We start from the raw sequence: 24231 nt of genomic DNA, 5'->3' as shown, positions 1-24231 counted from the left end.
CCGGCGAGCAGTCACCATCCGGTGCGTAGCAGGTGGTTGAGCAGCAAGGCCAGTACCGCCTGCGCGAGCAGCCACGCACGCGGCCGGGTCAGGAACGCGCACGCCGGGAGCAGCCACACCGCGAACGGCAGCCAGATGCGTTCCGTCTCCGCCTTGCTCATGCCCGACAGATCGGCGATGAGCAAGGCGCTGAGGGCGGCGGTCACCAGGAGCGCGAGACGCGTTCCGGAGTGGGTGCCGCCCTCCCGTCGTACCAGCACCGCACCGGTCCTGCGCAGTGCCGCCGCCGTCGCCAGGCCGGTGATCAGGACCGTGCAGGCCAGGTTGGCCCACACCCAGTAGCCGTAGGGGCGGATGCCGCCCGCGCCCTGGCGGTAGCGGGTGACGAGCAGGCGGTACGCCTCCCACCAGTCGAACCCGGCGAGCGTGAACAGCGCCGGGACGACGGCCAGTCCGGCGAGCAGGGGGATCAGCAGGGCGGGGCGGGCCCGGATGCCGGGGCGGGCGAGGGCGAGGACCGTCGCCGCGATCAGGGCGACGAGTGTGAGGCCGTAGGAGAGATAGCAGGTCAGGCCGAGGAGGAGGCCGGACGCACCCGCGCACCACAAAGACCCCCGTGTGACCGCCAGCGCCAGCAGCGCCACCGCCCAGGCCGCCACCGCCGCGAAGTACGCGTCCGCCGACGTGCCCATCCACACCGCCGCCGGGGCCAGGACCAGGAAGGGGGCCGCGCGGCGGGCGAGCGTCTCGTCGGCCAGGGCGCGGACGGTGACGAGTACCGCCACGCAGGCCGTCGCGCCGACCACGATGCACCACATCCCGGCCCAGCCGCCGCCCCGCAGCCCGAGCCGGTCGAGGAGGACGAAGGTGAGGGTGGCGGCGGGCGGATGGCCCGCGATGTGGGCGGGCCAGTGGTCGGGGGAGGTGAGAAGGATGTGGTCGGTGAAGGTGCGCAGGGTGGCCGGGATGTCGTCGAAGCGGTCGATGACCTGGAGGTATTCGTAGCGGGTGGTCAGACGGCGGGCGATGCCCCGGTGCCAGCCGTCGATCAGGGCGAGGGAGAGGATCCATGCGAGCGACGTGGCCCAGGCGAGCGGGAGCAGGGTCCGCCAGGGGAGGCGGATGGCGAGGGCGGGACCGTAGGCGACGGTCGCGACCGCGAGGAGGACGGCGGCCGGGGTGCCGGGGCCGACGTGCGGGTCCCAGGAGGCCAGCAGCGGGGGCCAGTTCACCAGCAGGGTGCGGGTGCGGGGGCGGCCTACCAGGACGGCTGCGGTCACCAGCAGGGCCGCGGCCCCGGCGGCGTACAGGTCACGGCGGAGGGAACGGGTCACGCCGGGAACGCTAGGCCGGGTGGCGGCCCCTGAGTCGTCTGGCAGGCCGGACGTCAGCGTTTCGTCATGGGTCGCGCACCCTTTCTTGGGGTGGTCCGGGCCTACGGTCGCCCCATGCGAGACGATCCGCGGCTTCCTTCCACCCCCGGTTTCTGGCGCAGCCCCCTGCGCGGCCCCTGGTTCACCTCGGTGCTGGGTCTCGTCCTGCTCGTCGGCATCACCGTGCTGTTCGTGACGGGACTGGTCTCGTACGCCGCCTACAACCCCGACCTGTCCCCGGTGAACGACAAGACCCCGGACAAGGGCCTCCTCGGCTTCTATCTCTTCGCCTGGCCGACCGACCCGCACTGGCTGTACCGGCTGAACCAGGGCGTACACGTGACGCTCGGGATCACTCTCATCCCCGTGCTGCTCGCCAAGCTCTGGTCCGTCGTCCCCAGGCTGTTCACCCTGCCGCCGGCCCGCTCGCTCGCCCACGCGGCGGAGCGGATCTCGCTGCTCCTCCTGGTCGGCGGCGGCCTGTTCGAGTTCGTGACGGGCGTCCTCAACGTCCAGCTCGACTACGTCTTCCCCGGCTCCTTCTATCCCCTGCACTTCTACGGCGCCTGGGTCTTCTTCGCCGCCTTCATCGCCCACGCGCTCCTCAAACTCCCCACGGCGGTACGGGCCTTGCGGCACCTGCGGGAGCAGCCGGACAGCGACCTGGTGACCCCGCGCCCCGCCGCCCCGACCGTCTCCCGGCGGGGTGCGCTGTGGTTCGTCGGGGGCGGCTCGCTGCTGCTGTTCGCCACGACCGTCGGGCAGACCGTCGACGGCCCGCTGCGCCGCACCGCCCTCCTCGCCCCGCACGGCGGTCCCGACCCCGGTAGCGGCCCGAACGGCTTCCAGATCAACAAGACCGCCGCGTACGCCGGGATCGACGCGGCCGAGACCAGCGCGGAGGCCTGGCGCCTTGTCGTCACCGGCCGCTCCGGCACGGTCCGGCTGAGCCGCGCTGATCTGCTCCAACTCCCTCTGCACAGCTCCGCGTTGCCCATCGCCTGCGTGGAGGGCTGGTCGACCTCGGACCAGTGGTGGCGCGGGGTACGGCTGCGCGACCTCGCGGCGCTGGTCGGGTATGAGGCCGATGACGTGCCGGACGTGTTCGTGGAGTCGCTGCAACGCCACGGCGCGTTCCGCCGCGCGGCCCTGCGTGCCAACCAGGTCGCCGACCCGCGCTCCCTCCTCGCCCTGTACGTCAACGGCGAGGAACTGTCCCCCGACCACGGCCACCCGGCACGCGTCATCGTGCCCGCCGCACCAGGTGTGCTGAACACCAAGTGGGTGGCCCGGCTGACGTTCGGAGACCTGTGATGCGCCGACCGAGGATTGCTGTCGGAAATCCCCTCCAACTCCTCCTGCTCGCCTGCTCGTTCGCGCTCGCCGCCTACGCGGGCGTGCGGCTGCTCGCCGACGACTGGTTCGGCGTGGCGCTGTGGCTGGTGGGGGCGGCACTGCTGCACGACCTCGTGCTGCTGCCGCTGTACGCGGTCGCGGACCGGGCGGTCGTGCGGGGGCTCGGCGCGGCCGGTCGCCGGGAGTGGACGATGTACGTACGCGTACCGGCGGCCCTGTCCGGGCTGCTGCTGCTCGTCTGGTTCCCGCTGATCAGCGGCATGGTGGACCGGCGCTACCGGTCCGGCACGGGACTGTCGCCGGACGGCTTCCTGGGGCGCTGGCTGCTGATCACGGCCGTTCTGTTCGGCGGTTCGGCGCTGCTGCTGGCGGTGCGGGTGCGCAGGGCGACGAAGGTGCGTCCGCCGGCCGACCACTGACCTTCCTTTTTCCAGCCGTGTGCGTACCGCAGCAACGCCGGGGTGCCGAGGCGGGCCCAGGGGAAGGGGGCGCCGGTGGTGGTGCGGGCGTCGGTGAGGTGGACGTGGACGCGTTCGTCGACGTCCACGGGGGCCGTTTCGACGATCAACAGGCCGTGCGGTTTGAGAAGTTGGGCCACTCGGGTCAGCAGGGTGTGGGGGTCGCCGCCGATGCCCACGTTGCCGTCCATCAGCAGGACGGTGCCCCAGCGGCCCTCGCCGGGGAGCGGCTCGAAGACCGAGCGGCGCAGGGCCTGGCCGCCGAGGCGGACGGTGTGGGCCACGGCGGCCTCGCTGACGTCGATCCCCAGGGAGGGAAGGGCTCGGGCGGCCAGCTCGGCCACCAGCCGTCCCGGGCCGCAGCCGACGTCCAGGACCGTGCCCTCGCAGTGGTCCAGTACGGCGCGGTCGACCGCGTCGGCTCGGGCGCACCAGCGTTCCACTTCCAGGGGGAGGAGCCAGCCGTCGGTGCGGCGGAGGAAGAGGGGGCCTTGGCCGGTGCGGAGGGCTTGTGCGTAGGGGTCGGCTGTGGCCCAGGCGAGGGCGGTCATCGGATGGGGTTCGTGGTCGGGTGCGGGTGGGTGGGGGCTGGTCGCGCGGTTCCCCGCGCCCCTAGGTCGTTGCGCCCGCCGCCCGCCGAGAAGCTAGCCAGTTGTGCCGCGAATGTGCCCCTCGGCACCAGCTCCGCCACCGCCTCCGCATCCTCCGCCGTGTCCACGTCCCGCAGCCGCGGCAGATCCCGTACCCGCAACCCCGCCGCCATCAGCCTCCCCCTCTGCACCGCGCCCGTCGTCGGAGTCGACATGGGCACCCCCCGCAGCAGCCCCGGATCGGGCTCCGCCAACCCCAGCGCCCAGAAACCCCCGTCCTCCGCCGGGCCGAAATACGCCTCGCAGTCCGCGAAGTCCACGGTCAGCAGCTCCGGCGTCACCTGCGGAGTGTCCATGCCGAGGAGGAGCGTCGGGCCCGTGCAGTGGGCGAAGGCGTCCGCGAGGCGTTCGTCGAGGCCGCCCGCGCACTGTCGTACGACGTCGAAGCCGGGCGGCAGCCAGGGGCCGGGCTCCCCGGCGAGGACCAGCACCCTACGGTCGGCCGGGGTCGCCGCGACCGTGTGCAGGGTGTCCGTGAGGGACGCCTCCGCAAGGGCCGCCGCCTGCTCGGGGGTGAACGGCGGGGTCAGCCGGGTCTTCACCCGGCCCGGCACCGGTTCCTTGGCGATGACGAGGAGCGTGGTCACCGTACGGCCCTCCCGGCGGTCGGCGGCTCGGCCAGGACGCGGCTCATGTCCCGTACCGCCTGCCAGGTCCCGCGCCAGGTGCCGGTCACCTTCGAGGCGCCGGTGCGGGGAAGGTACGGCACGTCGTGCTCGGTGATCCGCCAGCCCGCGTCGGCCGCGCGGACCACCATCTGGAGGGGGTAGCCGCTGCGCCGGTCGGTGAGGCCGAGGGCCAGCAGGGGCTCGCGGCGGGCGGCGCGCAGGGGGCCGAGGTCGTGCAGGCGCAGTCCGGTGCGGCGGCGCAGCATGCGGGCGAGGGCGAGGTTGCCGGCGCGGGCGTGCGCGGGCCAGGCGCCGCGGGCCTGCGGACGGCGTCGGCCGAGGACCAGGTCCGCCTGGCCGTCCTGCACTTCGCGGACGAAGGGGGCCAGGAGCCCGGGGTCCAGGGAGGCGTCGCAGTCGCAGAAGCAGACCACCTCGGCGGTGGCGGCGGTCAGCCCCGCGTGGCAGGCGGCGCCGAAGCCGCGGCGCGGCTCGTGCACGACGGTCGCGCCGAGCGTGCGGGCGAGGTCGGCGGAGCCGTCGGTGGAACCGTTGTCGACGACGAGGGCGCGCCAGCCCGCCGGAATCCGGCCCAGCACCCAGGGCAGGGCCTCGGCCTCGTTCAGGCAGGGGAGCACCACGTCGACGTCGGAAGGTGTCGTCGTCACGGTTTCACCCTACGAACGCGAATCGGTCATACCGGACTCCCGGTCCTTACGAAACGCGGACGTCGCCCGCCGGAGGGCCACTCGGGCGCAGCGCCGGAGGATTCCCGGTGCCAGGCTGGAGGCATGCAGCAGCCGAATGCGGACGGTGGTCCCTCCCGGATCCTCGTCGTCGACGACGATCCGACCGTCGCCGAGGTCGTCACCGGGTATCTGGACCGCGCGGGATACCTCGTCGACCGGGCCGACGACGGGCCCACGGCCCTGACCCGGGCCGCCGCCCACTGGCCCGACCTGGTCGTCCTGGACCTGATGCTGCCCGGCATGGACGGCCTGGAGGTGTGCCGCCGGATGCGCGGCCACGGGCCGGTGCCGGTCATCATGCTCACCGCCCGGGGCGACGAGGACGATCGCATCCTGGGCCTGGAGGTCGGCGCCGACGACTACGTCACCAAGCCCTTCAGCCCCCGTGAGCTGGTCCTGCGGGTGGAGTCGGTGCTGCGCCGCAGCAGGCCGGCCGGTGGGGGGCAGCGGCTGGGCGCGGCCGGTCTGGCCCTGGACCCCGGGGCCCGCCGGGCGGTCAAGGACGGCACCGAACTCGCCCTCACTCTCCGTGAGTTCGACCTGCTCGCCTTCTTCCTCCGGCATCCCGGGAGGGCGTTCAGCCGCGAGGATCTGATGCGTGAGGTGTGGGGCTGGGACTTCGGCGACCTGTCGACCGTCACCGTCCATGTCCGCCGGCTGCGCGGCAAGGTTGAGGACGACCCGGCCCGGCCCCGTCTGATCCAGACGGTGTGGGGCGTGGGTTACCGCTTCGAACCGGGCGGTGAGTGAGCGTGCGCGACACCCTCCTCATCGCCGTGTACGCCTTCGTCGGCGCCGCCGCCACGGGCCTCGCCGGAGCGGCCGTGCTCCGCGTGGTCCGGCGCCGCTCGCTGACCGCGTCCATGGCGGTCGTCGCCGCCGTCGGCGTGGTCGCGATGCTGGCGGGGACCCTCGCCGTTGCCTGGGCGATGTTCCTGTCCCCGCACGATCTGACCGTCGTCACGACGGTCGTGGCGATGGCGGCCGTCGTCTCCCTGGCCACCGCGCTCCTGCTGGGCCGCTGGGTCGTCGCCCGCAGCCGCGAACTCGCCGTGGCGGCCCGCTCGTTCGGAGACGGAGGGAACTTCGCCGCGCCCGAGGTTCCTGCCACGGCCGAACTCGAATCCTTGAGCCGCGAGTTGGCGGCCACCAGTGCCAAGCTCGCCGAATCCCGGGAGCGGGAGCGGGCGTTGGAGACCTCCCGGCGTGAACTGGTCGCCTGGATCTCGCACGATCTGCGCACCCCGCTGGCCGGACTGCGCGCCATGTCGGAGGCGCTGGAGGACGGCGTCGCCGCCGACCCCGACCGCTATCTCCGCCAGATCCGCACCGAGGTCGAACGCCTCAACGACATGGTCGGCGACCTCTTCGAGCTCTCCCGCATCCACGCGGGCACGCTCCCGCTGTCGTACACCCGTGTCTCCCTCTACGACCTGGTCGGCGACGCGCTCGCGGGCGCCGACCCGCTCGCCCGGGAGCTGGGCGTACGGCTGGAGGGCGGCCGTGTCGAGCCGGTGCCGGTGGAGGTGGACGGCAAGGAGATGAGCCGGGTGCTGGGCAATCTGCTGGTCAACGCCATCCGCCGGACCCCGGCCGACGGGACGGTGGCGGTGGCCGCCGAGCGGGGGCCCGACGGCGCGGTCGTCCTCTCGGTCACGGACGGCTGCGGCGGCATCCCCGAGGAGGACCTGCCCCGCGTCTTCGACACCGGCTGGCGCGGCAGCCACGCCCGTACCCCTCCGGCGGGCGCGGGCCTGGGCCTCGCCATCGTCCGCGGGATCGTGGAGGCCCACCAGGGGCAGGCGACCGTACGCAACATCCCGGGCGGCTGCCGCTTCGAGGTGGTGCTGCCCGCTGCCGCTTCCTGAAGCGGACAGCACCACGGTCCTATACGTTTCTCATCCCGGCCCGCGCGAACTCCGCCATGCCTTCCTCGAACCCGACCTCCGCCTTCCACCCCAACGCGCCCCGCAGCCGCGCCGAGTCGGCGGTGATGTGCCGTACGTCCCCCAGCCGGTACTCCCCGGTGACGACCGGCGCGGGCCCGCCACAGGCGTCGGCGAGCGCGCGGGCCATCTCGCCGACGGTGTGCGGCTCCCCGCTGCCGGTGTTGTACGCGACGAGCGCGCCGGGTGCCGAACTCGCCTCCAGGGCGGCGAGGTTGGCCGAGGCAACGTCCCGCACCTGCACGAAGTCCCGCCGCTGGAGCCCGTCCTCGAACACCCGAGGCGCCTCGCCGCGCGCCAGCGCGGACCGGAAGAAGGAGGCGACGCCGGCGTACGGCGTATCCCGTGGCATCCCCGGCCCGTACACGTTGTGATAGCGCAGCGCGACTGCCGACCCACCGGTGCACCGGGCCCACGCGGCGGCCAGATGCTCCTGGGCGAGCTTGGTGGTGGCGTACACGTTCCGTGGATCGACGGGCGCGTCCTCACCGACGAGCCCGGGCACGAGGTCGGCCCCGCACATCGGGCACAGCGGCTCGAACCGTCCCGCGTCGAGGTCGTCGACGGCCCGCGGGCCGGGCCGCACCACCCCGTGCCGGGGACACTCGTACCGCCCCTCCCCGTACACGACCATCGACCCGGCCAGCACCAGCCGCCGCACCCCCGCCTCCGCCATGGCGGCGAGCAGTACGGCGGTGCCGAGGTCGTTGTGGGAGACGTAGTCCGCGGCATCGGCGACCCCGTTGCCGAGCCCCACCATGGCGGCCTGATGACAGACGGCGTCGACACCGCGCAACGCCCGCCGGACGCCTTCGGGATCCCGCACATCGGCACCCGGATCGACCCGGACGTCGTACACGACCGCCTCGTGCCCGTGCGCCCGCAACGCCGCGACAACCTGGGACCCGATGAACCCGGCACCGCCGGTGACCAGTACACGCATACCGCCACGCTAGGTCCGCACCCGCGCGGAGGGAGGGGAGCGCGCGGGGACGTCATGACTCCGTAAGGAGCGGCCGGGTCAGCCTTCCCGGGCGTCCCCCAGCCAGCGGGTGTCGGCGCCACCGGCGAGCGGATCAGGGCGGTGAGCTTATCCGGGCGGTCCAGGCGTCAGCGCACCGGGAAACCGAAGCTGTACCCCTGCTCCTTCAGCCAGGGCAGGACCTGGCGCAGGGCCTCCACGGTCTGGGAGCGGTCGCCGCCGGCGTCGTGGAAGAGGAGGGTGGGGCCGTTGGCGATCTCCTGCTGGACGGTGGTGACGATGGCGGCGGTGCCGGGCCGCTCGAAGTCCTTGGTGTCCACGTTCCAGCCGAGCGGGCGCATGCCCCGGGACGCGGCGAGCTTGCGGCTGTACGGGGTGAATGCGCCGCCGGGGGCGCGGTAGTACATGGGGCGTACGCCGCCGGACGCCTCGGTGATCATGCGTTCGGCGTCGAGGATCTGCTGGGACTGGTAGGCCTGGGACTTCTTGTCCATGGTGGTGTCGTGCGACACCGAGTGGTCGCACAGCCGGTGCCCGGCCGCGACGACCTGCTTCACCAGCTCTGGGTGGGCCTGCGCCTGCGTCCCCACCATGCAGAACGTGGCCTTCACCCCGTACTCCGCGAGCACGTCGAGGACCTGCGGGGTCCACACGGGGTCGGGGCCGTCGTCGATGGTGATGTTGACGCCGCGCGCCCCCTTGTCGGAGGCGTGCACGATGGTCACGTCCACCGGCTTCACGGCGGCCGGCTCGGCGGACGCGCTCGCCTTCGGTGAGCCCACGGCACCGGCCTGCGCGGTCCACATCGAGGCGCCGGTGGCCAGGATCGTCACTCCGAGCGCCGCCCCGATGACCTTGCCGTACCAGCCCCGCCCAGCACCGTGCCGCGCCATGTCCGCCCCACTCTCCCGCAGTTACTCGCCGACCTTCGCATGGCAGGACGAGGAACCACGGCCCCGGGCTGCGTCCGTTACCGATCACGGACAATTCCGGGGGAGTTCTCGGACAACCGCAGCGGGGTGCGGTCGAGGAGGGGAGGCCCGCCTCCTTGAACAGACGGGCGTAGTGGTCGCCATGGCGTTCCCGCCCGCCTACGTCGCACAGGCCCCGCCCCAGAACCCGTTGTCGATGGTGCCGCCGGAGCGTCCCGCGTCCCGTCCGCCCTTCCAGGGCAACCGCGTTCTCCCTGCTCAGAGCGCGTTCCGGCGTTCCAGCGTCCCGAAAACCCCGCTGGACATGGCGGCTGGGACGGATCACCTCACAAGCTTCGGTCGTCCGGTCACCACCCGGTCAGCACAGCCACCCGAACCTCGAAGGGGCCCAGCGACATGTCCGACCTCCGTACCTCCCGCACCCGTCTCGTGGCAGCCGCCGCGACCGCCGTTCTCGCGGCGCTCTCCCTGACCGCCTGCAACGACGGAACGGGCGCTCACGACGAGGGCGCGCCGGCGGCCACCTCCACGAGCCCCTCGCCGGGCGCGGCCTCCTCCCCGAGCGCGGGCTCCGACTCCACGGGCTCGACGGGCTCCACGGGGTCGGCAGGGTCGACGGGGTCCAGCGGCTCCTCCGGCTCCTCGGGCTCCGCCGGCTCCTCCGGCGGCAAGTCCTCGGGCGGGTCCACCACCGGCGGGTCCAACGCCTCCGCTTCGAAGGCCCCCGGCGGCTCCTCCGCCACGCCGGTCACCTGCGAGGGGTCCAACACCAGGACGGTCGCGGCCCCGCTGAGCCGTCCCGTGAACCACATGCTGCTCACGGTGACCAACACCGGAGGCAAGCCCTGCTTCCTCTACGGCTACCCGAGCGTCCAGTTCGCCGACGCCCAGTCCGAGCCGCCGGTCATCGAGGACTCGCAGCCGCAGGCCGTCGTCACCCTGGAGCCGGGCCAGTCCGGATACGCGGCCGTGAGCCTGTCCGCCGCCGACGGCAGCGCCTCGAACGGCCGCACCGTGAAGTCCCTGACCGTCTACTTCTACGGCCGCTCCATGAGCGAGAGCGTCGGCTCCTCCGCCCACCCGTCGCTGCCCGCCAAGGGCGTCCACATCGACGACTCGATCAAGGTCACGTACTGGCAGCAGGAGATGAGCGACGCCGTCAACTGGTGACGGCCGATCACGGGGCGGCCCGGCGCGTGCACGGGGTGTCGTGGCCCCCGGAGTACCGTGGAAGGACCGAGGATCTCGCGCGCGCCGGCCCCGTAGCCGGTGCCGTCCCCGGTGAGCGACGATGCCGGGGCGGAAGCGTCCGGCCCGGAGCAGGGATCGCGTCATGGCCGTGCACGTGCTGGATCCGCCGAGCAGGGAACGGGGCGCCTCACCCCGGGCAGGGGCGGTGCTGCGCCCGCTGACCCGGTGCCAGATCGACGACCGTCTGGAGGAGCTGGGCGATGTGTACGCGCGCAGCTGGGACGCCGGCGAGGCGGCCCGCGCCCGCTTCCTGCGGCGCCTGGCGGACGCGGTACGACGGCCCGGCTTCGCCCTGATGCTCGCCGGGAACACCGACCCCACCGGACTGGCCTACGGATTCCCCGTACGGGTCGACGGCGGGCCGGGGGAGGGGCTCGGCGCGTATCTGCCTCCGGGGCTGTTCCAGCTCGCGGCGGCCGGGCGGCTCTTCGCCATCCCCGAGATCGTCGTCCCGCCCGAGGCGTGTCGGCGGTACCAGGGCCGCGACTGGAACCTCGCCCGGCGCCTGCAGATGCAGCTGCTGCACGACAACGACGCGGCCCTCGGCGTCACGCTCGTGCGCCGCGGCGACATCAGGATGCTGGAGACCCTGCGCTCCTGGGGCTGGCGCTGCGTCCCGGCCGGCCCCGGAGCACACCTGCCCGTCCTGCGCCGGGCCCTGATCCTCCACCCCTGACACCGGGCGGACCTCGCCCCCCGCCGCAACGGCCTGGTCGTGCGGGGGAGTTCGCGGAACACGGGTCGACGTACGAAGCCCGGGAACATCGGGCTCGTCGGCCCCGGCGCCCTTCCCGGCGGCCGGGGTTACGGTGGGGAGGCGAGGGCACGTCGGCCACCGGTCCGTCCCCTCTCGTCCCGCGGCCAGCCGCGGACACCCGGGCACGGCCACCCGGCCCTGTCCCAGACAGGAGTGCCTCGATGGCCGCCGTCCTTCAGCCCCCGTCCTCCCTCCCCACGGCCCGACTGCGGCTCGCGCCACGTGGCGCGGTCTCCCTGCGCGTCGACGGCGCATGGTGGCCCCGCTCCCACCATCTGCTCACCGAACTCCCGCCGCTGATCAGCGCCTTGCCCCCGGAATGGGGAAAGATCGTCACCGTCACGGTGAACACCCAGATGTGGGGCGATGCGCCGGGGCGGATCCTCGCCGGCCACCACGTCGTCCGGCTGCGCAGGGAGTCCGTCTGGCGCAGCCGCCACACCGTCGGCCTGTTCGAACCCGACCACGGCCGACGGGACCTGCTGGTGGTGCCCCCCGAACTGGCCCCGGAGGACGCCGAGTACCTCATGGCAGCCGTGGCGGCCTACGGCCACTGACCCGGCCGCGCCGCACATCACGGGCCGCTCGCGTATCGCGGGAACAGCTCCGCCAGTGACCGGTCAGGACCTCATCAGGACCTCATCAGGACTGCATCCAGGACTGCATCCAGGACTGCATCCAGGAGAAGGGGCACCCGTCGCCCATGCCGAGCTCCCCGCTGCCGTCACCCGTCGTGGACCGGTTCACCGGATGGTGGACCGGCCGCACCGGAGGCCGTGTCCTCTCCGCCGCGTCCTGGCTGGTCTCCCCGCTGACCAGCCCCGTCACCCCCGACGACTACCTCGCCCTGCTCGACCCGCTGCTCTCCGCCCGGCACCCCGCGGGCCGCGTCGTCGCCGTGCGCGCCGAGGGCCCGGCCGCGGCCACGCTGACGATCCGGCCGGGGCGCGGCTGGGCCGGGCACCGGGCCGGGCAGTATCTGCCGGTGGGCGTGGAGATCGACGGCGTACGGCACTGGCGCACGTACTCGATCACCGCACGGCCCGGCGACCCCGCGCTGACCATCACCGTCAAAGCGGACCCCCGTGGCCGGGTCTCCCCGCATCTCGTGCACCGCACCCCACCCGGCACCGTGCTGCGACTCGGCCCGGCCCAGGGGGAGTTCGTGCTGCCCGAAACACCACCCGAGCGGCTGCTGTTCGTGACGGCGGGCAGCGGGATCACCCCCGTGGCGGGCATCCTCCGCACGCTCGCGCGAGGGCACCGGCCACCCGGCGACGTCGTCCTCCTGCACAGCGCCCCCGACCCTGAACAGTGCCTCTTCCGAGCCGAGTTGAGTGAGCTGGCCGCACGGTCGCCCTGGCTACGGTTCCGGCTGACGTACACGCGCGCGGACGGCCGGCTCACCCCGGAGCGCATCGCGGCGCTCTGTCCCGACTGGCGGCGGCGGGAGGCATGGGTGTGCGGCCCGGCGGGGCTGCTTGAGGCGGCCGAACGGCAGTGGGCCGCCGCGGGCGTGATCGTACGGCTGCGCACGGAGCGGTTCCGGCTGACGCCCGTGCAGGACATGCCCACCGCAGGGCGCGTCCGCTTCGACCGCAGCGGCGTCGAGACCGACGCGCCCGCGTCCGGCCCGCTGCTGGTGGCCGGTGAGCGGGCGGGCGTGACACTGCCGTACGGCTGCCGCATGGGCATCTGCCACAGCTGTCTCGTCCCCCTTCTCGACGGACATGTCCGCGATCTGCGTACCGGCGAACTGCGGGGGGAACCCGGCGAGTTGATTCAGACCTGCGTCAACGGCGCCGCGGGTCCGCTCGTCCTCGACGTCTAGGACCTCCAGAGGAGGCCCCTCATGACCGCAAGTGCCCTGTCCGAGAGGCAAGTCGGCACCACCAGCGACGAACTGGGACGTGAACTCGACCGCATCCGGTCCGAGGTCGTCGCGGCGCGCGGCGCCTCCGACGCCCGCTACCTCCACACCGTCCTCACCGTGCAGCGCTCCCTGGAGACCGGCGGCCGCCTCGCGCTCACCGTCTCCCTCCTGCCGCCCGCCTGGCTGGCCGGCACCGCGATGCTCACGACCGCCAAGGTGCTGGAGAACATGGAGCTGGGCCACAACATCCTGCACGGCCAGTGGGACTGGATGGGCGACCCGGCGATCCACTCGACCACCTGGGAATGGGACTTCGCCACCCCCGCCGACGCCTGGAAGCGCACCCACAACCACCTCCACCACACGTACACCAACGTCGTCGGACGCGACCGCGACCTCGGCTACACCATCCTGCGGATGAGCCCCGACCAGCCCTGGCACCCGGTCCACCTGCTCCAACCGCTCTACGCCGCCCTGATCGCGCCGATCTTCGAATGGGGCATCGCCCTGTACGACCTGGAGGCGGACGCGGTCACGGCCGGCCGCAAGAGCGTGCGGTCCTTCCTCGGCGACCTCGCCGACCTGGCCCGCAAGGGGGTCGGGCAGCTCGCCAAGGACTACCTCCTCTTCCCGCTGCTCGCCGGCCCCTCCGCCGTGCCCTGTCTCCTCGGCAACCTGACGGCGAACGCCCTGCGCAACGTCTGGGCCCACACCATCATCTTCTGCGGCCACTTCCCCGGTGACGTACGGACGTTCACCGAGGACGAGATCGAGGGCGAGACCCGGGGCGAGTGGTATCTCCGCCAGATCCAGGGCTCGGCGAACATCGAGGGCGGCTTCCTCTTCCACGTCCTCACCGGCAACCTCAGCCACCAGATCGAGCACCACGCCTTCCCCGACCTGCCCAGCAACCGCTACGCCGAGGTCGCGCCCCAGCTGCGGGAGCTCTGCGAGCAGCACGGACTGCCGTACGTCACCGGCCCGTTGTGGCGGCAGTACGCGTCGATGTGGGGCCGGGTGCTGCGCCACGCACTGCCGTAGGCCCCCGGCAGCCCCGGCGGGCGTCAGATGGCAAGGACCGCGCGCACCCGGTTGCCACCCCGGCCGATCCGGTCCACCTCAAGGCGTTCCGCCAGGCAGCGCACCATGGCGAGACCCCGGCCGCTCTCGCCCAAGGCCGTCAGCGGTCGTACTTGGGGCCGGCCCGGGCTGCCGTCGTACACCTCGACGGTCACCCGGGTCCCGGACACCCGCAGACTCAGCCGGCAGGCGCCGCCGTGCCGGGTGGCGTTGGTGACCAGTTCGGAGACGACGAGCGCGGCGTCGGCGATGTGCTCGGCGTCGATCCCGGCGGTCCCGGGGCGGGACATGGCGAGGAACCGGGAGGTCAACCTCCGCGCCTGGCCCGCCGATTGGGCTTCGTCGGGGAGCAGGTACTGGACCCGTTCGGAATGCCGATGGGTACGCCGATGCGTACGCATGGCGGATCACTTCCCCTCCTGGGCTGCCCGACCGGGCCTGTCCCTCTGCGATGCCCGGTACGGCTGATCGCCAACCAGGAACCGGTCAGGCGCCTGTCACCGACTCGCTTTCCGCCCGGTCCCCCAGGAGCGCGGTCGCGGTGCAGCGAAGCGTGGGGTCGGCCGCCGCCATCATCCGCCCGGCCGCGGACGCCTCGGTCCCGGGCGGCACGACCAGCAGGTCCCAGTGGCCGACGCCGTAGGAGAACAACCGGATGGCGTGCGGGTCGAACCCGGAGGCGAGCCAGGCGGCCTTCACCGTGTGACCGGCGACGGGGATGTCGTACGGTGCCTGGTCCCTGTCCCCGGACCGCCGTGCGGCGGACCGGTGCCGTGGTGCGCCGGGAACGACTCCGGCGAGGAGCCGGCGTACGGAGAACTGCCGGTGCCGTCCACGCTACTCCCCGGAGTGTCCGGGGGGTTCTCACGCGAGGGAAGCGCACATAGGGTGGTGATGTTCGGTCGCCCGTGCGGATCCGCAGGAACGCACACCGTTCGGCAGCTGACAGCTGCCCGTGCCCCATGACCCCGGGCAAGGACCGTTTCGCCCTCCACGCAGAGCAGTTGGCTGCCTCTTGCCTTCCCCTCGTCGCGAGACCTGCGCGGTGCTCCCGCATGCCGTCGTACGGTCCGATGCGGGGCACCCGGCTCCCGAACGCGCGCCCGAGAGGGGGGAAGCGGACGCGCACGGGAGCCACCGACGGCCGCCGTCCGCGTTCACAGGCGCAGACGGCGGCCGTCGAGTCCTTGCCCGCGGTCGCCGCGGTCTTCGAGGTCGCCTACGTGCGCAGCAGCCGCTGAGTGATCTCCCGGTACTGCCTGAGCGCGAGCCGGAGTTCGGTGGAGTCCGTCTCCGGGTCCCGGCCCTCCCAGCCCTCGCGCAGGGCCCGGCGCTGTTCCGCGAGGGCGTTCGCCAGCTGCGCGGCGGCTTCGTCGAAGGCGCTCTCGGCCTCGTCGAGCGCCTCGCGCGGGGCGTCCGTGAAGGTGTTCACGGCGTGGCCCAGACGCCGGACGATCTCGTCCCGCGCGTCCCGCGCGTCCGGCGGGAGCAGCGGCTCAGGGCCCGTGGTGCGGCGGCCGGCATGGCCCGGGGGCTGGTCGGCGGGCTGTTGGGCGCGTGTCTGGTCGTACATCTTCGTGTGTACCGCTTCCGTCGTGTCCGGGGCAGCGCCTGCGCCGTGCTGCCAGTCAACGTCCGGCGACGGGCCGTGTCAACGCGGGGCCGAGGGCAGCGCGCCGCGGGAGGGTGCCGATCGGTGACGGCCCGGTGTTCCCGGCCCCGAGAGGAGTACGGTGGGGAGAACGAGGGTGTCTCGTGCCCACCGGACAGGTCCTCTCCAGCACACCACCCACCCTTCAGGGGCAGCCCGTGACCCCGGCCGCACCTCCGTCCCAGCGGCCCTCGCTCAGGTCTAGGAGCCCCTCCCCATGTCCCTCAGCCCCATCCTGCCCACGGCCACGGCCCCTCCGCGGCCGGCCTACGACGGCACCTCCCCCTTCCCGCCGGACGGCCCGGCACCCGCCCGCGAGGGCGCGGAGCGCCTGTACGTGGCCGTGACGGCGGTGATCGTCATCCTGCCGTTCGTGGCCCTCGGCCTCGTCGGCTGGCTGCTGTGGGGCAGCCTGATCCACCCCGCCGACATCCTGCTCGCCGTCGTCTTCTATGCGGTCACGGGCCTCGGCGTCACGGTCGGGTTCCACCGCGGTCTCACCCACGGCGGCTACCGGGCGAACCGACCCGTGCGGATCGCGCTCGCGGTGGCCGGTTCGATGAGCTTCCAGGGAGATGTCATCGGCTGGGTCGCCACCCACCGCCGCCACCACGCCTTCACCGACCGGCCCGGCGACCCGCACTCCCCGTACCGCTACGGCACGCATCTGCGCGGCCAGTTGCGCGGAGCGCTGCACGCCCACGTCGGCTGGCTGTTCCGCAACGACCGTACGCCGCCCGAGCGTTACGCCCCCGACCTGCTGGCCGACCGCGACATCCTCGCCGTCTCCCGCGCCTTCCCGTGGCTGTGCCTGCTCACCCTCGCCCTGCCGTTCGCGGCGGGCTGGGCGATCGGAGGATCCTGGCTGTACGGCGTAACGGCCCTGCTGTGGGCGGGACTTGCCCGTATAGCGCTGCTCCACCACGTCACCTGGAGCGTCAACTCCCTCTGCCATCTGATCGGTGAGCGCCCGTTCCACACCCGGCGCCACGACCGGGCCACCAACCTGTGGCCGCTCGCCCTGCTCTCCTTCGGCGAGAGCTGGCACAACCTCCACCACGCCGACCCCACCAGCGCCCGGCACGGCGTCGACCGCGGCCAGATCGACCTGTCGGCCGCCGTCATCCGCCTCTTCGAACGCCTCGGCTGGGTGCACGACGTGCGCTGGCCGACCCCGGAGCGCGTCGCGGCCCGCCGCGCCTGACGTCAACCACCCATCCGGACACCGCAGTTGGCAGGAGCATCATGACCACCGCACTGCAGCCCCCGCTTCCCTCCCATCCCCTCCTGCGACTGCGCCTGGCGCCCCACGGCGTCATGCCCCGGCCCATCGACGGGGCGTGGTGGCCGCGCTCCTACGACCTCCTCGTGGAGCTCCCGCGCCTGCTGGCCGGGTTGCCGCGCGCGTGGGGTCATGTCAACAGCGTCACCGTCAACGGGGCGGCGTGGTCCGAGGTGCCCGGCCGGATGCTCGTCTCCAACCAGGTCGTACGGCTGCGCAGGAACCTGACGGCGTCCGCCCCGCACACCGTCGTCCTGCTCGCCCCCGGACGGGGCCGCTGGGACCTGCTGGTCGTGCCCCCGGACACGGCCGAGGAGGCCGCGGAGCCGCTCATGGCGGGCGCGGCCGGCGACCTCGGCGGAGCCGCGTCCCACGGCTGACCTGCACCGGGGCGGAGGAGCCGGCCGGCCCCGGTCAGGCCCGGCCGGCCCCGCTCAGCTCCGGTCGTCCGCGGGCTGCTCCGGTTCCGGAGCGGGGATGTCCGCGGTGTCGAAGTCGCCCGAGATGATCCGCGTGGCGAGGTCCGTCAGGCGCAGGCGGCGGGCCCGGGCGTAGGACCGGAACACCTGGAAGGCATGGTCGACGGAGGTGCTCCAGCGCTCCGCCAGGACGCCCTTGACCTGCTCGATCAGGATGCGGCTGGTGAGCGCGGTCTCCAGCTGGCTGTTCTCGACGTGCGACTGCTCCAGCGTGCGCTGCTGGAGGATCGCGATGGTGGCCACGTCGGCCAGGGCCTGGGCGAGGGCGATGTCGTCGGCGCCCAGGCGGTGCGGTGTGGTCTGGAAGAGGTTGAGCGCGCCGACGACGCGGCTGCGCAGACGCAGGGGGATGGCGTGGGTGGTCACGTACCCCGTCTCGCGGGCCCGTGCGGTGAAGTTCGGCCAGCCCACGATCGTCTCCGGGCGGGTCAGGTCGATGTTGGTGCGCTGGGCGCCGGAGCGGTAGCACTCGACGCACGGGCCCTGGTCGTGCTGGAGCGCGAAGAGTTCCAGCAGGCGGGTGTGCTCGTCGGAGGCGGCGATGATCTGCAGCTCACCGTGCGCGTCCGCGAGCAGGATGCCGGCTGCCGACACGTCGAGCAGTTCGACGCAGCGGGTGGAGAGCCGGTGCAGGAGGTCGATGACGTCGAAGTCCTCGACGAGGGAGTCCGCGACCTCCACGAAGATCTCGGCCAGACGTTGTTCGCGGGCCATGCCGATCATCCCTTTCCACCGTCGGGCGAAGTCGGCCCGCTCTTATCGTCGTCGAATCGGAGCCTGCGGGCCACCACGTCCTGCGCCACGTCGCCGAGGGCGCGCTCGCTGGCGTAGGCATGGGCCCGCAGGCGCAGGAGGGCGATCTCCATGGACACGTCCAGCTGGACACTGACCATGCCGGTGGCCTGGTGCACGGCCGCGCGGTGCAAGGGCGAGGCCTGCGGTACGTCCATGCCGGACCAGGGAAGTTTCTCGCCCCGCTCCCGGGCCAGCTCCTCGCCCAGACAGGCCGCGGTCAGCGCGGCGGCCAGGGCGGCGGCGTCCCGGTACTGCTGATCGCCCGGCGGCCGGTCCGGGTCGCACAGCACGGTCAGGACGCCGACACGGATCGCCCCGATGCCCAGCGGGAAGCAGCACACCCCGCGCACCCCCATCTCCCGCGCGGCCGGCAGCAGCGCCGGCCACCGGTCGGGGCGGACCCGCGCCAGGTCAGGTTCCAGCACCGGCGAGCCGATACGGAGAGCTTCGTGTCCCGGACCCTCGCCCAGCGTGAACTGGAGTTCCTCGAACTGTGCGCTGAGCTCCGGATGGCACCACAGAGGTTCGGCGAGCCGGTTCACGCCCGCGAGCAGGGTCAGCGCGACGCCCTCGGCGCCCAGGGCCAGCACGGAGGCCTGCGCGGCGCCGTTCACCCCACTCAGGCGGAGCGACCGCAGGACCTCGGCCATGCCCTCGCTGATCACCGTGCTCCGTTCCGCCGCGGGCGGGGTTCCGAGGGGCGGGGCGCCGCCCGGACACCGCAGTACATCACGTATCCCGGGCCGTCGCCGTACCGCAGATCGGGATGCGGGCACCTGCGGCCCATCCCTCCGAGCAGGGGTGGCTTTCGCCGTGCGCAGGGCCTCTGCAGCACCTGGTTGACCCCTAGGTGCTGCTGCTGTCGTTCTCCGGTGCGGCCTGCCGACGGAACCGGCTCCACGCACCCACGTTCTGCCGCGCCTCGAACCGGTGGACCAGGCGGGTCGCGGCGACGACCAGGATCAGCAGGGCGCTCACGGACAGGGCGGTGCCCACGGCGGTCAGGCCCCCGTGGCGAGCCGGTGACCCGGGACAGGTGCCGGGAGGGCGCCGCCGCTGCCGTCCAGGCCGGCCTCCGGGTGCCCCCGGCGGGCTCGTTCCGCCGCCATGAGCGCGCTCGCGGTGATCGGGGGGCCGGTGTCCGCGCCCGCGGCGGCCATCAGCCGGTCGGCCGAGGGGGCGCCGGTCTCCGGGGGGACGACCAGGAGGTTCCAGGAGCCCGCGGTGAAGGACATCAGCAGGATCGCGTGCGGATCCAGCTCCGTGGTGAACCAACCGACCCGCACCACATGGCCGTTGACGTAGATCCTGGGCGGGATGACCGGCCAGTTGCGGGGGTTGACCGCGATCCGGGTGATCCGTCCCCACAGCGGGTCCAGTACGTCCGCCAGGGCGGGGAGCTCGATCGACAGATCGCGGGACCGGGGCCACCAGGCGCCGTCCAGGTCGGTGGGCCCGACGGAAAGGCTCTCGGACTTCAGCGTGAGGCGCGCTGTCGGGATGTGCGGTGAGGTGGGGAGCGGGGAGGTGGGGAGCGCTGACATCGCTGACATCGCGTAAACGAACCTGTCTCCGGACCTCTGCGGGAGGCAGCCGCCCGGTGTTGTCACTCACCGGGAACGACACCGGCGTCGGGGCCGGTGCGCGAAATGCTCCCGATGTGTTCACGCTACTCCTCGACGGGTCCGGGCGGACCGTTCGAGGGCGGCCGTCTCACGTGCGGCGACGGGCCTGCTCCGTGGACCGGCTGGTCTCCAGCCACGTCCGTGCGGGTTCGGCCGCGCGCGTGGTGTCCACGGTGAGCTGCAGGCGGGTTCCGCCGTCGGCGGACGCGGGGTAACTGCGTTGTTCGGTGGCGGCGAAGCAGTGGCGGAGCACCTCCGCGACCCGGCGGGCGACCTCGGGGGAGGCGGCGACGATACGGACTTCGGCATGTCCGTCCGAGGGTGTTTCCGTGGGCTGCATGGCGACCTCGGAGTTCAATGGCCCGGGTTCGATGTCCTGGCACGGGACGGAATGGATCTTTCACTGTACTCCGGGCATGTGCCACGGGTGGGGACACAGTGAAACACCGGAGTACCGTGAAACGAGGAAGCCGTACGGTTTCCATGTTCCGGGCAGGCAGGCGAGAACGATGTCAGACTCCGGCTCTCGTATGACCCGGCTTCTGCCGGACGCCGTGCACGACACCGTGCGGCCCGGGACGGCTGTGGTGCGGCTGGAGACGACACACGACCGGCAGGGATTGCTGGACGGGGCATGGTGGCCTCGCTCTCGCGACGTCACCGCCGAACTTCCGGCCCTGATCACCGCACTGACCGAGTACCTCGGACCCATCACCCGCGTCGGCCTGGACGCCGACGCCTGGGAGCGGCTGCCGACGCGGATGACCGTCGACGGCCGTGTCGTCCACATCGACTCCTCTCCGGTCGGTGACGACACCGTCCTCGTCACCCGGGGCGAGCAGGATCTCTTCTCCCTCCTCGTGATTCCGCCGCACGCGACCCCCGAGGCCGCACGCGCCGCCATGACCGAGGCCGTCCGCGCCGACAGCGCGACGCGGGCCGAACAGATCCTCATCGACACGGGGACCGGACGCACCGCGCCCCCGACTTGAGAACGGCCGTAGGGGACGACCGTCGCCCCCGGTCCGTTCGTCCGGCTCCGTTCGTCCGGTCCGTTCGTCGGGTCCGCGGAGTAGGCTGAAATCACCGAGGATATTTCGCGCACAGGCTTCCTTGCTCGTGTCGTTTTCGGCGATCGAATATGCCGGGCCGGTTCGCGGCCGGCCCGGGGCAGGGTCCGCGTCATGACTGCGCCCATCTCCTCCTCGTCCTCCGCCGCCCCGCACGGGGTATCCGTCCCGGCCGCCTGGCTGATGGACGCCGTGAGCGACTCGATGGGCACGTCGACCGCGAGCCGGTTGATGGAAGAGGCCGCGAGCCTGCGGACGGTGTACGAGACCGACCCGGCCGTGGGAGAGGCCCGGGACTCCGAAGACGGATACGCGCCCCGCGATCCGGCCGTTGGGCCACGGATCCCGTTCGTGACCGCAGGGCTGCCGCATCAGCCGGTAGGACGACCACTTGACGCACTGCCAGGCTCACCGCGCAACCCCACAGCCCGCACCCCGCAGCCCGGGACCCCGGCCGCTCCGACAGCACCTCCGAACGGAGAAACGGAGTAGCCATGTTCCTTCCCCCGCTGGCCGTCTACCGGCACGACCGCACCACCCACACGCTGATCACCCTCGCGGGAGAGATCGACCTGGCCACCGCCCCGCTCGTGAGCGCCGCGCTGGCCACCTGCGTGCGCGACGGCATCCGCACCGTCGATGTCGACCTCACGGCGGTCACCCGCTGCGACGCCGATGGACTCAGCGCCTTCCTCGACGCATCCCGGCTCGCCGGCGAAGCCGGTACGGCCCTCCAACTGCACTACCCGCCACCGGCCGTGGCCCGCATGATCGAGGTCAGCGGCACCGGCTTCCTGCTCGACGGGCCCCACGCCGCCCGGTCATCGACCCACCAGGGCGGTGGCTCGTGACCGCCCCGCTCTCCCCGGAGGAGCCTCGGGGCGAGACCGGCACCCGGACTCCCGCCCACGCGTTACGCCTGCGCCGGCTGAACCGCTGGCAGGCCGAGACCGTGCGGGAGGAGCTGGCCGACCTGTACGTGGAGTCCACCCGGGCCCAGCCGGGCCAGGAGTACCGGGGCCGAGAGGCGTTTCTCGGTCGGCTCGCGAGCGCCGTCCGCCGGCTCGGCTTCTCTCTGCTGCTCGCGGAGGACACGACCTTCGCCGGATGCGTCTACGGCTTCCCCGTTCCGCGCCAGGGGACTTGGTGGCGCGGATTCGACGGGATCCTTCCGCAGCGCGTCGAACAACTCACCGCGTCCGGGCACGTCTTCGCCGTCACCGAGATCGTCGTACACCCCCATACGGCGGACCGGGAACTCGCCCGCAGGCTCCAGGAGCGGCTGCTCGCCGACCACCATGCCTCGCTCGGGGCGACCCTGGTCGCCGAGACCGACGCCACGACCTGCGACGCCTTCCTGTCGTGGGGATGGCAGGACGTCGGCTCGCTCCGCCGGCCACCGGATCCCACGGCCCTGCGCCCGTCGGACCCCGTCCTGCTGCGGGCCCTGATCCTCCCCACCGGCCCACGCACGGCCACCCGCCCGGACGGCCTCGCACACGAAAGCCGCACCCAACGGCCCTACTGACAACCACCGACGCGGTCGACGGCCGGGGCTGTCACGGCGCCGGCAGCCGCAGCGCCAAGAGGGCCACATCGTCCGTACTGCCGGGCGGCATACGCGCGAGCAGCTGATCGCACAGGGTGTCCAGCGGCGCGTCGGCGAGCGCGAGGGCGTGGCGGCGCAGCCGGACCAGGCCGGATTCGAGGTCGCTGCCGGGGATCTCGATCAGGCCGTCGGTGTAGAGGAGGAGGGTGGCGCCCGGGGGCAGCGGCAGCGTGGCGTCGGGCCTGGTCGAGCCCGCGCCCGGGGGAACGCCGAGCAGGAGTCCCTGTCCGGCTTCGAGGTACTGCGCCTGTCCGCCGGGGGCCAGGAGCAGGGGCGGCGGATGCCCGGCGCTGGTCCACCGCAGGGTCCAGGGACCGGTGTGCGGGTCGCCCTCGACGCGGGCGAGGACGAGGGTGGCCATCGACACGGTGGTGATGGCGGGCATGGCGTCGTCGAGGCGGTCGACGACGGCACCGGGCGGTTCGGCCCGGTCCCAGGCCAGGGACCGCAGGATGCCGTGGAGTTGGGCCATCCCGGCCGCCGCGGTCAGGTCGTGGCCCACGACGTCCCCGATGACCAGCGCGAGCGCGCCGTCCTTCAGCTCGAAGGCGTCGTACCAGTCGCCGCCGACCTGGGAGCCGACCGGAGCGGGCTGGTAGCGGGCGGCCAGCTGCAGGCGGCCCGGCTGGGGCAGCGGGGCGAGCAGGTTGCGCTGCATCGCCTCGGCGACGGCGCGCTGGCGGCCGTACCGGCGGGCGTTGTCGAGGACCAGGCCGACCCGGCGGCCGATGTCGCTCACCACGTCCAGGTCGGCGGGGCCGAAGGGGTGCGCCGGATCGGTGCGCACCAGCGTCAGCGCGCCGGTGATCTGCCGTCTGGCGCCCAGCGGCACCGTGATGACCGACGTCGCTCGCACGGTGCGCAGGAAGTCGTCGTGGAGGGCGGCGAGCGGGGAGCCGGCCGGGGCCGCCGTCCGCGCTTTCTCCCGTTGCGGCGGATAGGTCGGCGCCTCCTCCTGCCGCAGCACGGGAGCACCGCCGTTCAGCACCTGGACCAGCGGCGAACGGTCTCCCTCCGTCGCCTCGGGAAGGCGCTCGCGCCCGCCCTCCAGCACGGCGTCCCGGCCTGCCGGACCCGTCACCGTCACCCGATGGACCTGCCCGGAACCGGCCCGGAGGTCCACCGCCGCCCAGTCGGCGAGACGGGGGACCAGCAGCCGGCCCAGCCGGGCCAGGGCCTCGTCGGTCTCCAGGGTCTGCCCCAGTACGTCGGTGATCTCCGCGACCAGCGTCAGCCGCTCGTTGAGGTCCTCCAACGCGCTGGTGTACGCGGCCCGTTCACGGCGTGCGCCATGGTCACCCGTGACGTCGGTGAAGAGCACCGCCATGCCCTTGAGGGAGCCGCCGGCCGCCAGGGGGGAGGCGGACCAGGAGATCGTGACCAGCCGACCGTCACCGCGCAGGTAGCTGCCCTCCCCTTGTGCGGCGACCCCCTCGGCCAGTGACCGGAGCAGAGGGCACTGCTCCCGTAGGAGCGTGCCGCCGTCGGTGTTCCGGTGCAGCAGTTCGTGGGCGTCCCTCCCGCGCATCGCCCGGGAGGTCCGGTCCAGCAGCCGTTCGGCGGCCGGGTTGACGGCGAGGATCCGGCCGGTCGGATCCAACACCAACAGGGCGGTGCCCAGCTGCTCGATGACCTCCGGCCAGAAACCCGGCCCGGCCGCGGGCCACGACGACCCGTCACCTCCCGCGTCCTCCACCATGCCGCC

At 73.1% G+C, this 24231-nt stretch carries 27 protein-coding genes and 1 pseudogene; 13 read left to right on the top strand and 15 right to left on the bottom strand.

Going from position 1 to position 24231, the window contains the following annotated elements; all coding sequences use genetic code 11:
* Window positions 1-11 precede the first annotated feature (11 nt).
* Window positions 12-1334 (bottom strand): hypothetical protein, encoded by a 1323-nt coding sequence (locus OG885_RS21850; RefSeq protein ID WP_405734166.1) that lies wholly within the window; start codon window positions 1332-1334, stop codon window positions 12-14.
* A 114-nt stretch (window positions 1335-1448) separates the two neighbouring features.
* Here OG885_RS21850 and OG885_RS21845 point away from each other — a divergent pair, with 114 nt between their 5' ends.
* Window positions 1449-2687 carry a molybdopterin-dependent oxidoreductase gene (locus OG885_RS21845; RefSeq protein ID WP_405734164.1) on the top strand — a complete coding sequence of 413 codons (1239 nt, stop codon included), beginning with the start codon at window positions 1449-1451 and terminating at the stop codon, window positions 2685-2687.
* A gap of 316 nt (window positions 2688-3003) precedes the next feature.
* Here the strand turns inward: OG885_RS21845 and OG885_RS21840 are convergent, their stop codons facing one another.
* From OG885_RS21840 to OG885_RS21830, 3 genes are read right to left on the bottom strand one after another with little or no spacing between them, the layout of a single operon-like run.
* Window positions 3004-3738 carry a class I SAM-dependent methyltransferase gene (locus OG885_RS21840; RefSeq protein WP_405734162.1) on the bottom strand — a complete coding sequence of 245 codons (735 nt, stop codon included), beginning with the start codon at window positions 3736-3738 and terminating at the stop codon, window positions 3004-3006.
* On the bottom strand, window positions 3735-4424 hold the full coding sequence (locus OG885_RS21835; protein WP_405734160.1) for a DUF2064 domain-containing protein: 690 nt from the start codon (window positions 4422-4424) through the stop codon (window positions 3735-3737). Before OG885_RS21835 ends, OG885_RS21840 begins: the two co-directional genes overlap by 4 nt.
* Window positions 4421-5113: a glycosyltransferase family 2 protein gene (locus OG885_RS21830; RefSeq protein WP_405734158.1), complete on the bottom strand. Its 693-nt coding sequence runs from the start codon at window positions 5111-5113 to the stop codon at window positions 4421-4423. Before OG885_RS21830 ends, OG885_RS21835 begins: the two co-directional genes overlap by 4 nt.
* A gap of 123 nt (window positions 5114-5236) precedes the next feature.
* On the opposite strand from OG885_RS21830, the gene OG885_RS21825 reads away from it, so the two are divergent.
* Together OG885_RS21825 and OG885_RS21820 are read left to right on the top strand one after the other, a co-directional pair.
* Entirely contained in the window at window positions 5237-5944 is a 708-nt protein-coding gene (locus OG885_RS21825; protein ID WP_405734156.1) for a response regulator transcription factor, read from the top strand.
* Between the two features lie 2 nt (window positions 5945-5946).
* Window positions 5947-7062 carry a sensor histidine kinase gene (locus tag OG885_RS21820; protein WP_405734154.1) on the top strand — a complete coding sequence of 372 codons (1116 nt, stop codon included), beginning with the start codon at window positions 5947-5949 and terminating at the stop codon, window positions 7060-7062.
* 19 nt (window positions 7063-7081) lie between these two features.
* On the opposite strand, the gene OG885_RS21815 is transcribed toward OG885_RS21820, so the two are convergent.
* Window positions 7082-8083 carry an NAD-dependent epimerase/dehydratase family protein gene (locus tag OG885_RS21815; RefSeq protein WP_405734152.1) on the bottom strand — a complete coding sequence of 334 codons (1002 nt, stop codon included), beginning with the start codon at window positions 8081-8083 and terminating at the stop codon, window positions 7082-7084.
* Between the two features lie 167 nt (window positions 8084-8250).
* Window positions 8251-9015, bottom strand: coding sequence for a polysaccharide deacetylase family protein (locus OG885_RS21810; RefSeq protein WP_405734150.1), 765 nt, complete (start codon window positions 9013-9015; stop codon window positions 8251-8253).
* 435 nt (window positions 9016-9450) lie between these two features.
* Here OG885_RS21810 and OG885_RS21805 point away from each other — a divergent pair, with 435 nt between their 5' ends.
* From OG885_RS21805 to OG885_RS21785, 5 genes are all read left to right on the top strand, one after another.
* Window positions 9451-10224, top strand: a complete 774-nt coding sequence (locus OG885_RS21805; RefSeq protein ID WP_405734148.1) for a DUF4232 domain-containing protein — start codon at window positions 9451-9453, stop codon at window positions 10222-10224.
* A gap of 163 nt (window positions 10225-10387) precedes the next feature.
* Window positions 10388-10981 carry a hypothetical protein gene (locus OG885_RS21800; protein ID WP_405734146.1) on the top strand — a complete coding sequence of 198 codons (594 nt, stop codon included), beginning with the start codon at window positions 10388-10390 and terminating at the stop codon, window positions 10979-10981.
* Window positions 10982-11223: 242 nt separating this feature from the next.
* Window positions 11224-11619, top strand: a complete 396-nt coding sequence (locus tag OG885_RS21795; protein ID WP_405734144.1) for a DUF5994 family protein — start codon at window positions 11224-11226, stop codon at window positions 11617-11619.
* 146 nt (window positions 11620-11765) lie between these two features.
* Window positions 11766-12893 carry a ferredoxin reductase gene (locus tag OG885_RS21790; protein WP_405734142.1) on the top strand — a complete coding sequence of 376 codons (1128 nt, stop codon included), beginning with the start codon at window positions 11766-11768 and terminating at the stop codon, window positions 12891-12893.
* A 21-nt stretch (window positions 12894-12914) separates the two neighbouring features.
* Window positions 12915-13976, top strand: coding sequence for a fatty acid desaturase family protein (locus OG885_RS21785; RefSeq protein WP_405734140.1), 1062 nt, complete (start codon window positions 12915-12917; stop codon window positions 13974-13976).
* Between the two features lie 23 nt (window positions 13977-13999).
* On the opposite strand, the gene OG885_RS21780 is transcribed toward OG885_RS21785, so the two are convergent.
* The 3 genes and pseudogenes from OG885_RS21780 to OG885_RS21770 form a co-directional block, all read right to left on the bottom strand.
* Window positions 14000-14416, bottom strand: a complete 417-nt coding sequence (locus OG885_RS21780; RefSeq protein WP_405734138.1) for an ATP-binding protein — start codon at window positions 14414-14416, stop codon at window positions 14000-14002.
* 85 nt (window positions 14417-14501) lie between these two features.
* A pseudogene (locus OG885_RS21775) lies at window positions 14502-14771 on the bottom strand (DUF5994 family protein); the annotation flags it as partial.
* A gap of 463 nt (window positions 14772-15234) precedes the next feature.
* Entirely contained in the window at window positions 15235-15588 is a 354-nt protein-coding gene (locus OG885_RS21770) for a hypothetical protein (RefSeq protein ID WP_405734136.1), read from the bottom strand.
* Window positions 15589-15883: 295 nt separating this feature from the next.
* On the opposite strand from OG885_RS21770, the gene OG885_RS21765 reads away from it, so the two are divergent.
* Both OG885_RS21765 and OG885_RS21760 read left to right on the top strand, forming a co-directional pair.
* Window positions 15884-16870, top strand: a complete 987-nt coding sequence (locus tag OG885_RS21765) for an acyl-CoA desaturase (protein ID WP_405734134.1) — start codon at window positions 15884-15886, stop codon at window positions 16868-16870.
* Window positions 16871-16911: 41 nt separating this feature from the next.
* Window positions 16912-17328, top strand: coding sequence for a DUF5994 family protein (locus OG885_RS21760; protein WP_405734132.1), 417 nt, complete (start codon window positions 16912-16914; stop codon window positions 17326-17328).
* Window positions 17329-17382: 54 nt separating this feature from the next.
* On the opposite strand, the gene OG885_RS21755 is transcribed toward OG885_RS21760, so the two are convergent.
* The 5 genes from OG885_RS21755 to OG885_RS21735 form a co-directional block, all read right to left on the bottom strand.
* Window positions 17383-18150, bottom strand: coding sequence for a GAF domain-containing protein (locus tag OG885_RS21755; protein ID WP_405734130.1), 768 nt, complete (start codon window positions 18148-18150; stop codon window positions 17383-17385).
* Window positions 18147-18887, bottom strand: a complete 741-nt coding sequence (locus OG885_RS21750; protein WP_405734129.1) for an ANTAR domain-containing protein — start codon at window positions 18885-18887, stop codon at window positions 18147-18149. Before OG885_RS21750 ends, OG885_RS21755 begins: the two co-directional genes overlap by 4 nt.
* A 181-nt stretch (window positions 18888-19068) precedes the next feature.
* Window positions 19069-19218, bottom strand: a complete 150-nt coding sequence (locus OG885_RS21745) for a hypothetical protein (protein ID WP_405734127.1) — start codon at window positions 19216-19218, stop codon at window positions 19069-19071.
* A gap of 5 nt (window positions 19219-19223) precedes the next feature.
* The gene (locus tag OG885_RS21740; RefSeq protein ID WP_405734125.1) at window positions 19224-19775 is read right to left on the bottom strand and encodes a DUF5994 family protein; all 552 of its coding nucleotides are present in this window, start codon (window positions 19773-19775) and stop codon (window positions 19224-19226) included.
* A 160-nt stretch (window positions 19776-19935) separates the two neighbouring features.
* A complete protein-coding gene (locus OG885_RS21735) occupies window positions 19936-20187 on the bottom strand; it encodes a hypothetical protein (RefSeq protein ID WP_405734123.1) in 252 nt (83 codons plus the stop codon).
* A 169-nt stretch (window positions 20188-20356) separates the two neighbouring features.
* Between OG885_RS21735 and OG885_RS21730 the strand changes: the two genes are divergently transcribed.
* From OG885_RS21730 to OG885_RS21720, 3 genes are all read left to right on the top strand, one after another.
* Entirely contained in the window at window positions 20357-20839 is a 483-nt protein-coding gene (locus tag OG885_RS21730) for a DUF5994 family protein (RefSeq protein WP_405734122.1), read from the top strand.
* A 572-nt stretch (window positions 20840-21411) separates the two neighbouring features.
* A complete protein-coding gene (locus OG885_RS21725) occupies window positions 21412-21768 on the top strand; it encodes an STAS domain-containing protein (protein WP_405734121.1) in 357 nt (118 codons plus the stop codon).
* Window positions 21765-22445, top strand: a complete 681-nt coding sequence (locus OG885_RS21720) for a hypothetical protein (protein ID WP_405734120.1) — start codon at window positions 21765-21767, stop codon at window positions 22443-22445. Before OG885_RS21725 ends, OG885_RS21720 begins: the two co-directional genes overlap by 4 nt.
* 31 nt (window positions 22446-22476) lie before the next feature.
* On the opposite strand, the gene OG885_RS21715 is transcribed toward OG885_RS21720, so the two are convergent.
* Window positions 22477-24225, bottom strand: coding sequence for a SpoIIE family protein phosphatase (locus tag OG885_RS21715; RefSeq protein WP_405734118.1), 1749 nt, complete (start codon window positions 24223-24225; stop codon window positions 22477-22479).
* Window positions 24226-24231 lie beyond the last annotated feature (6 nt).

The organism is Streptomyces sp. NBC_00028 (genome assembly GCF_045041065.1).
Classification (GTDB): Bacteria; Actinomycetota; Actinomycetes; order Streptomycetales; family Streptomycetaceae; genus Streptomyces.
Note: the sequence above shows the minus strand (reverse complement) of the source record. Positions and strands in the feature narration are given on the sequence as shown.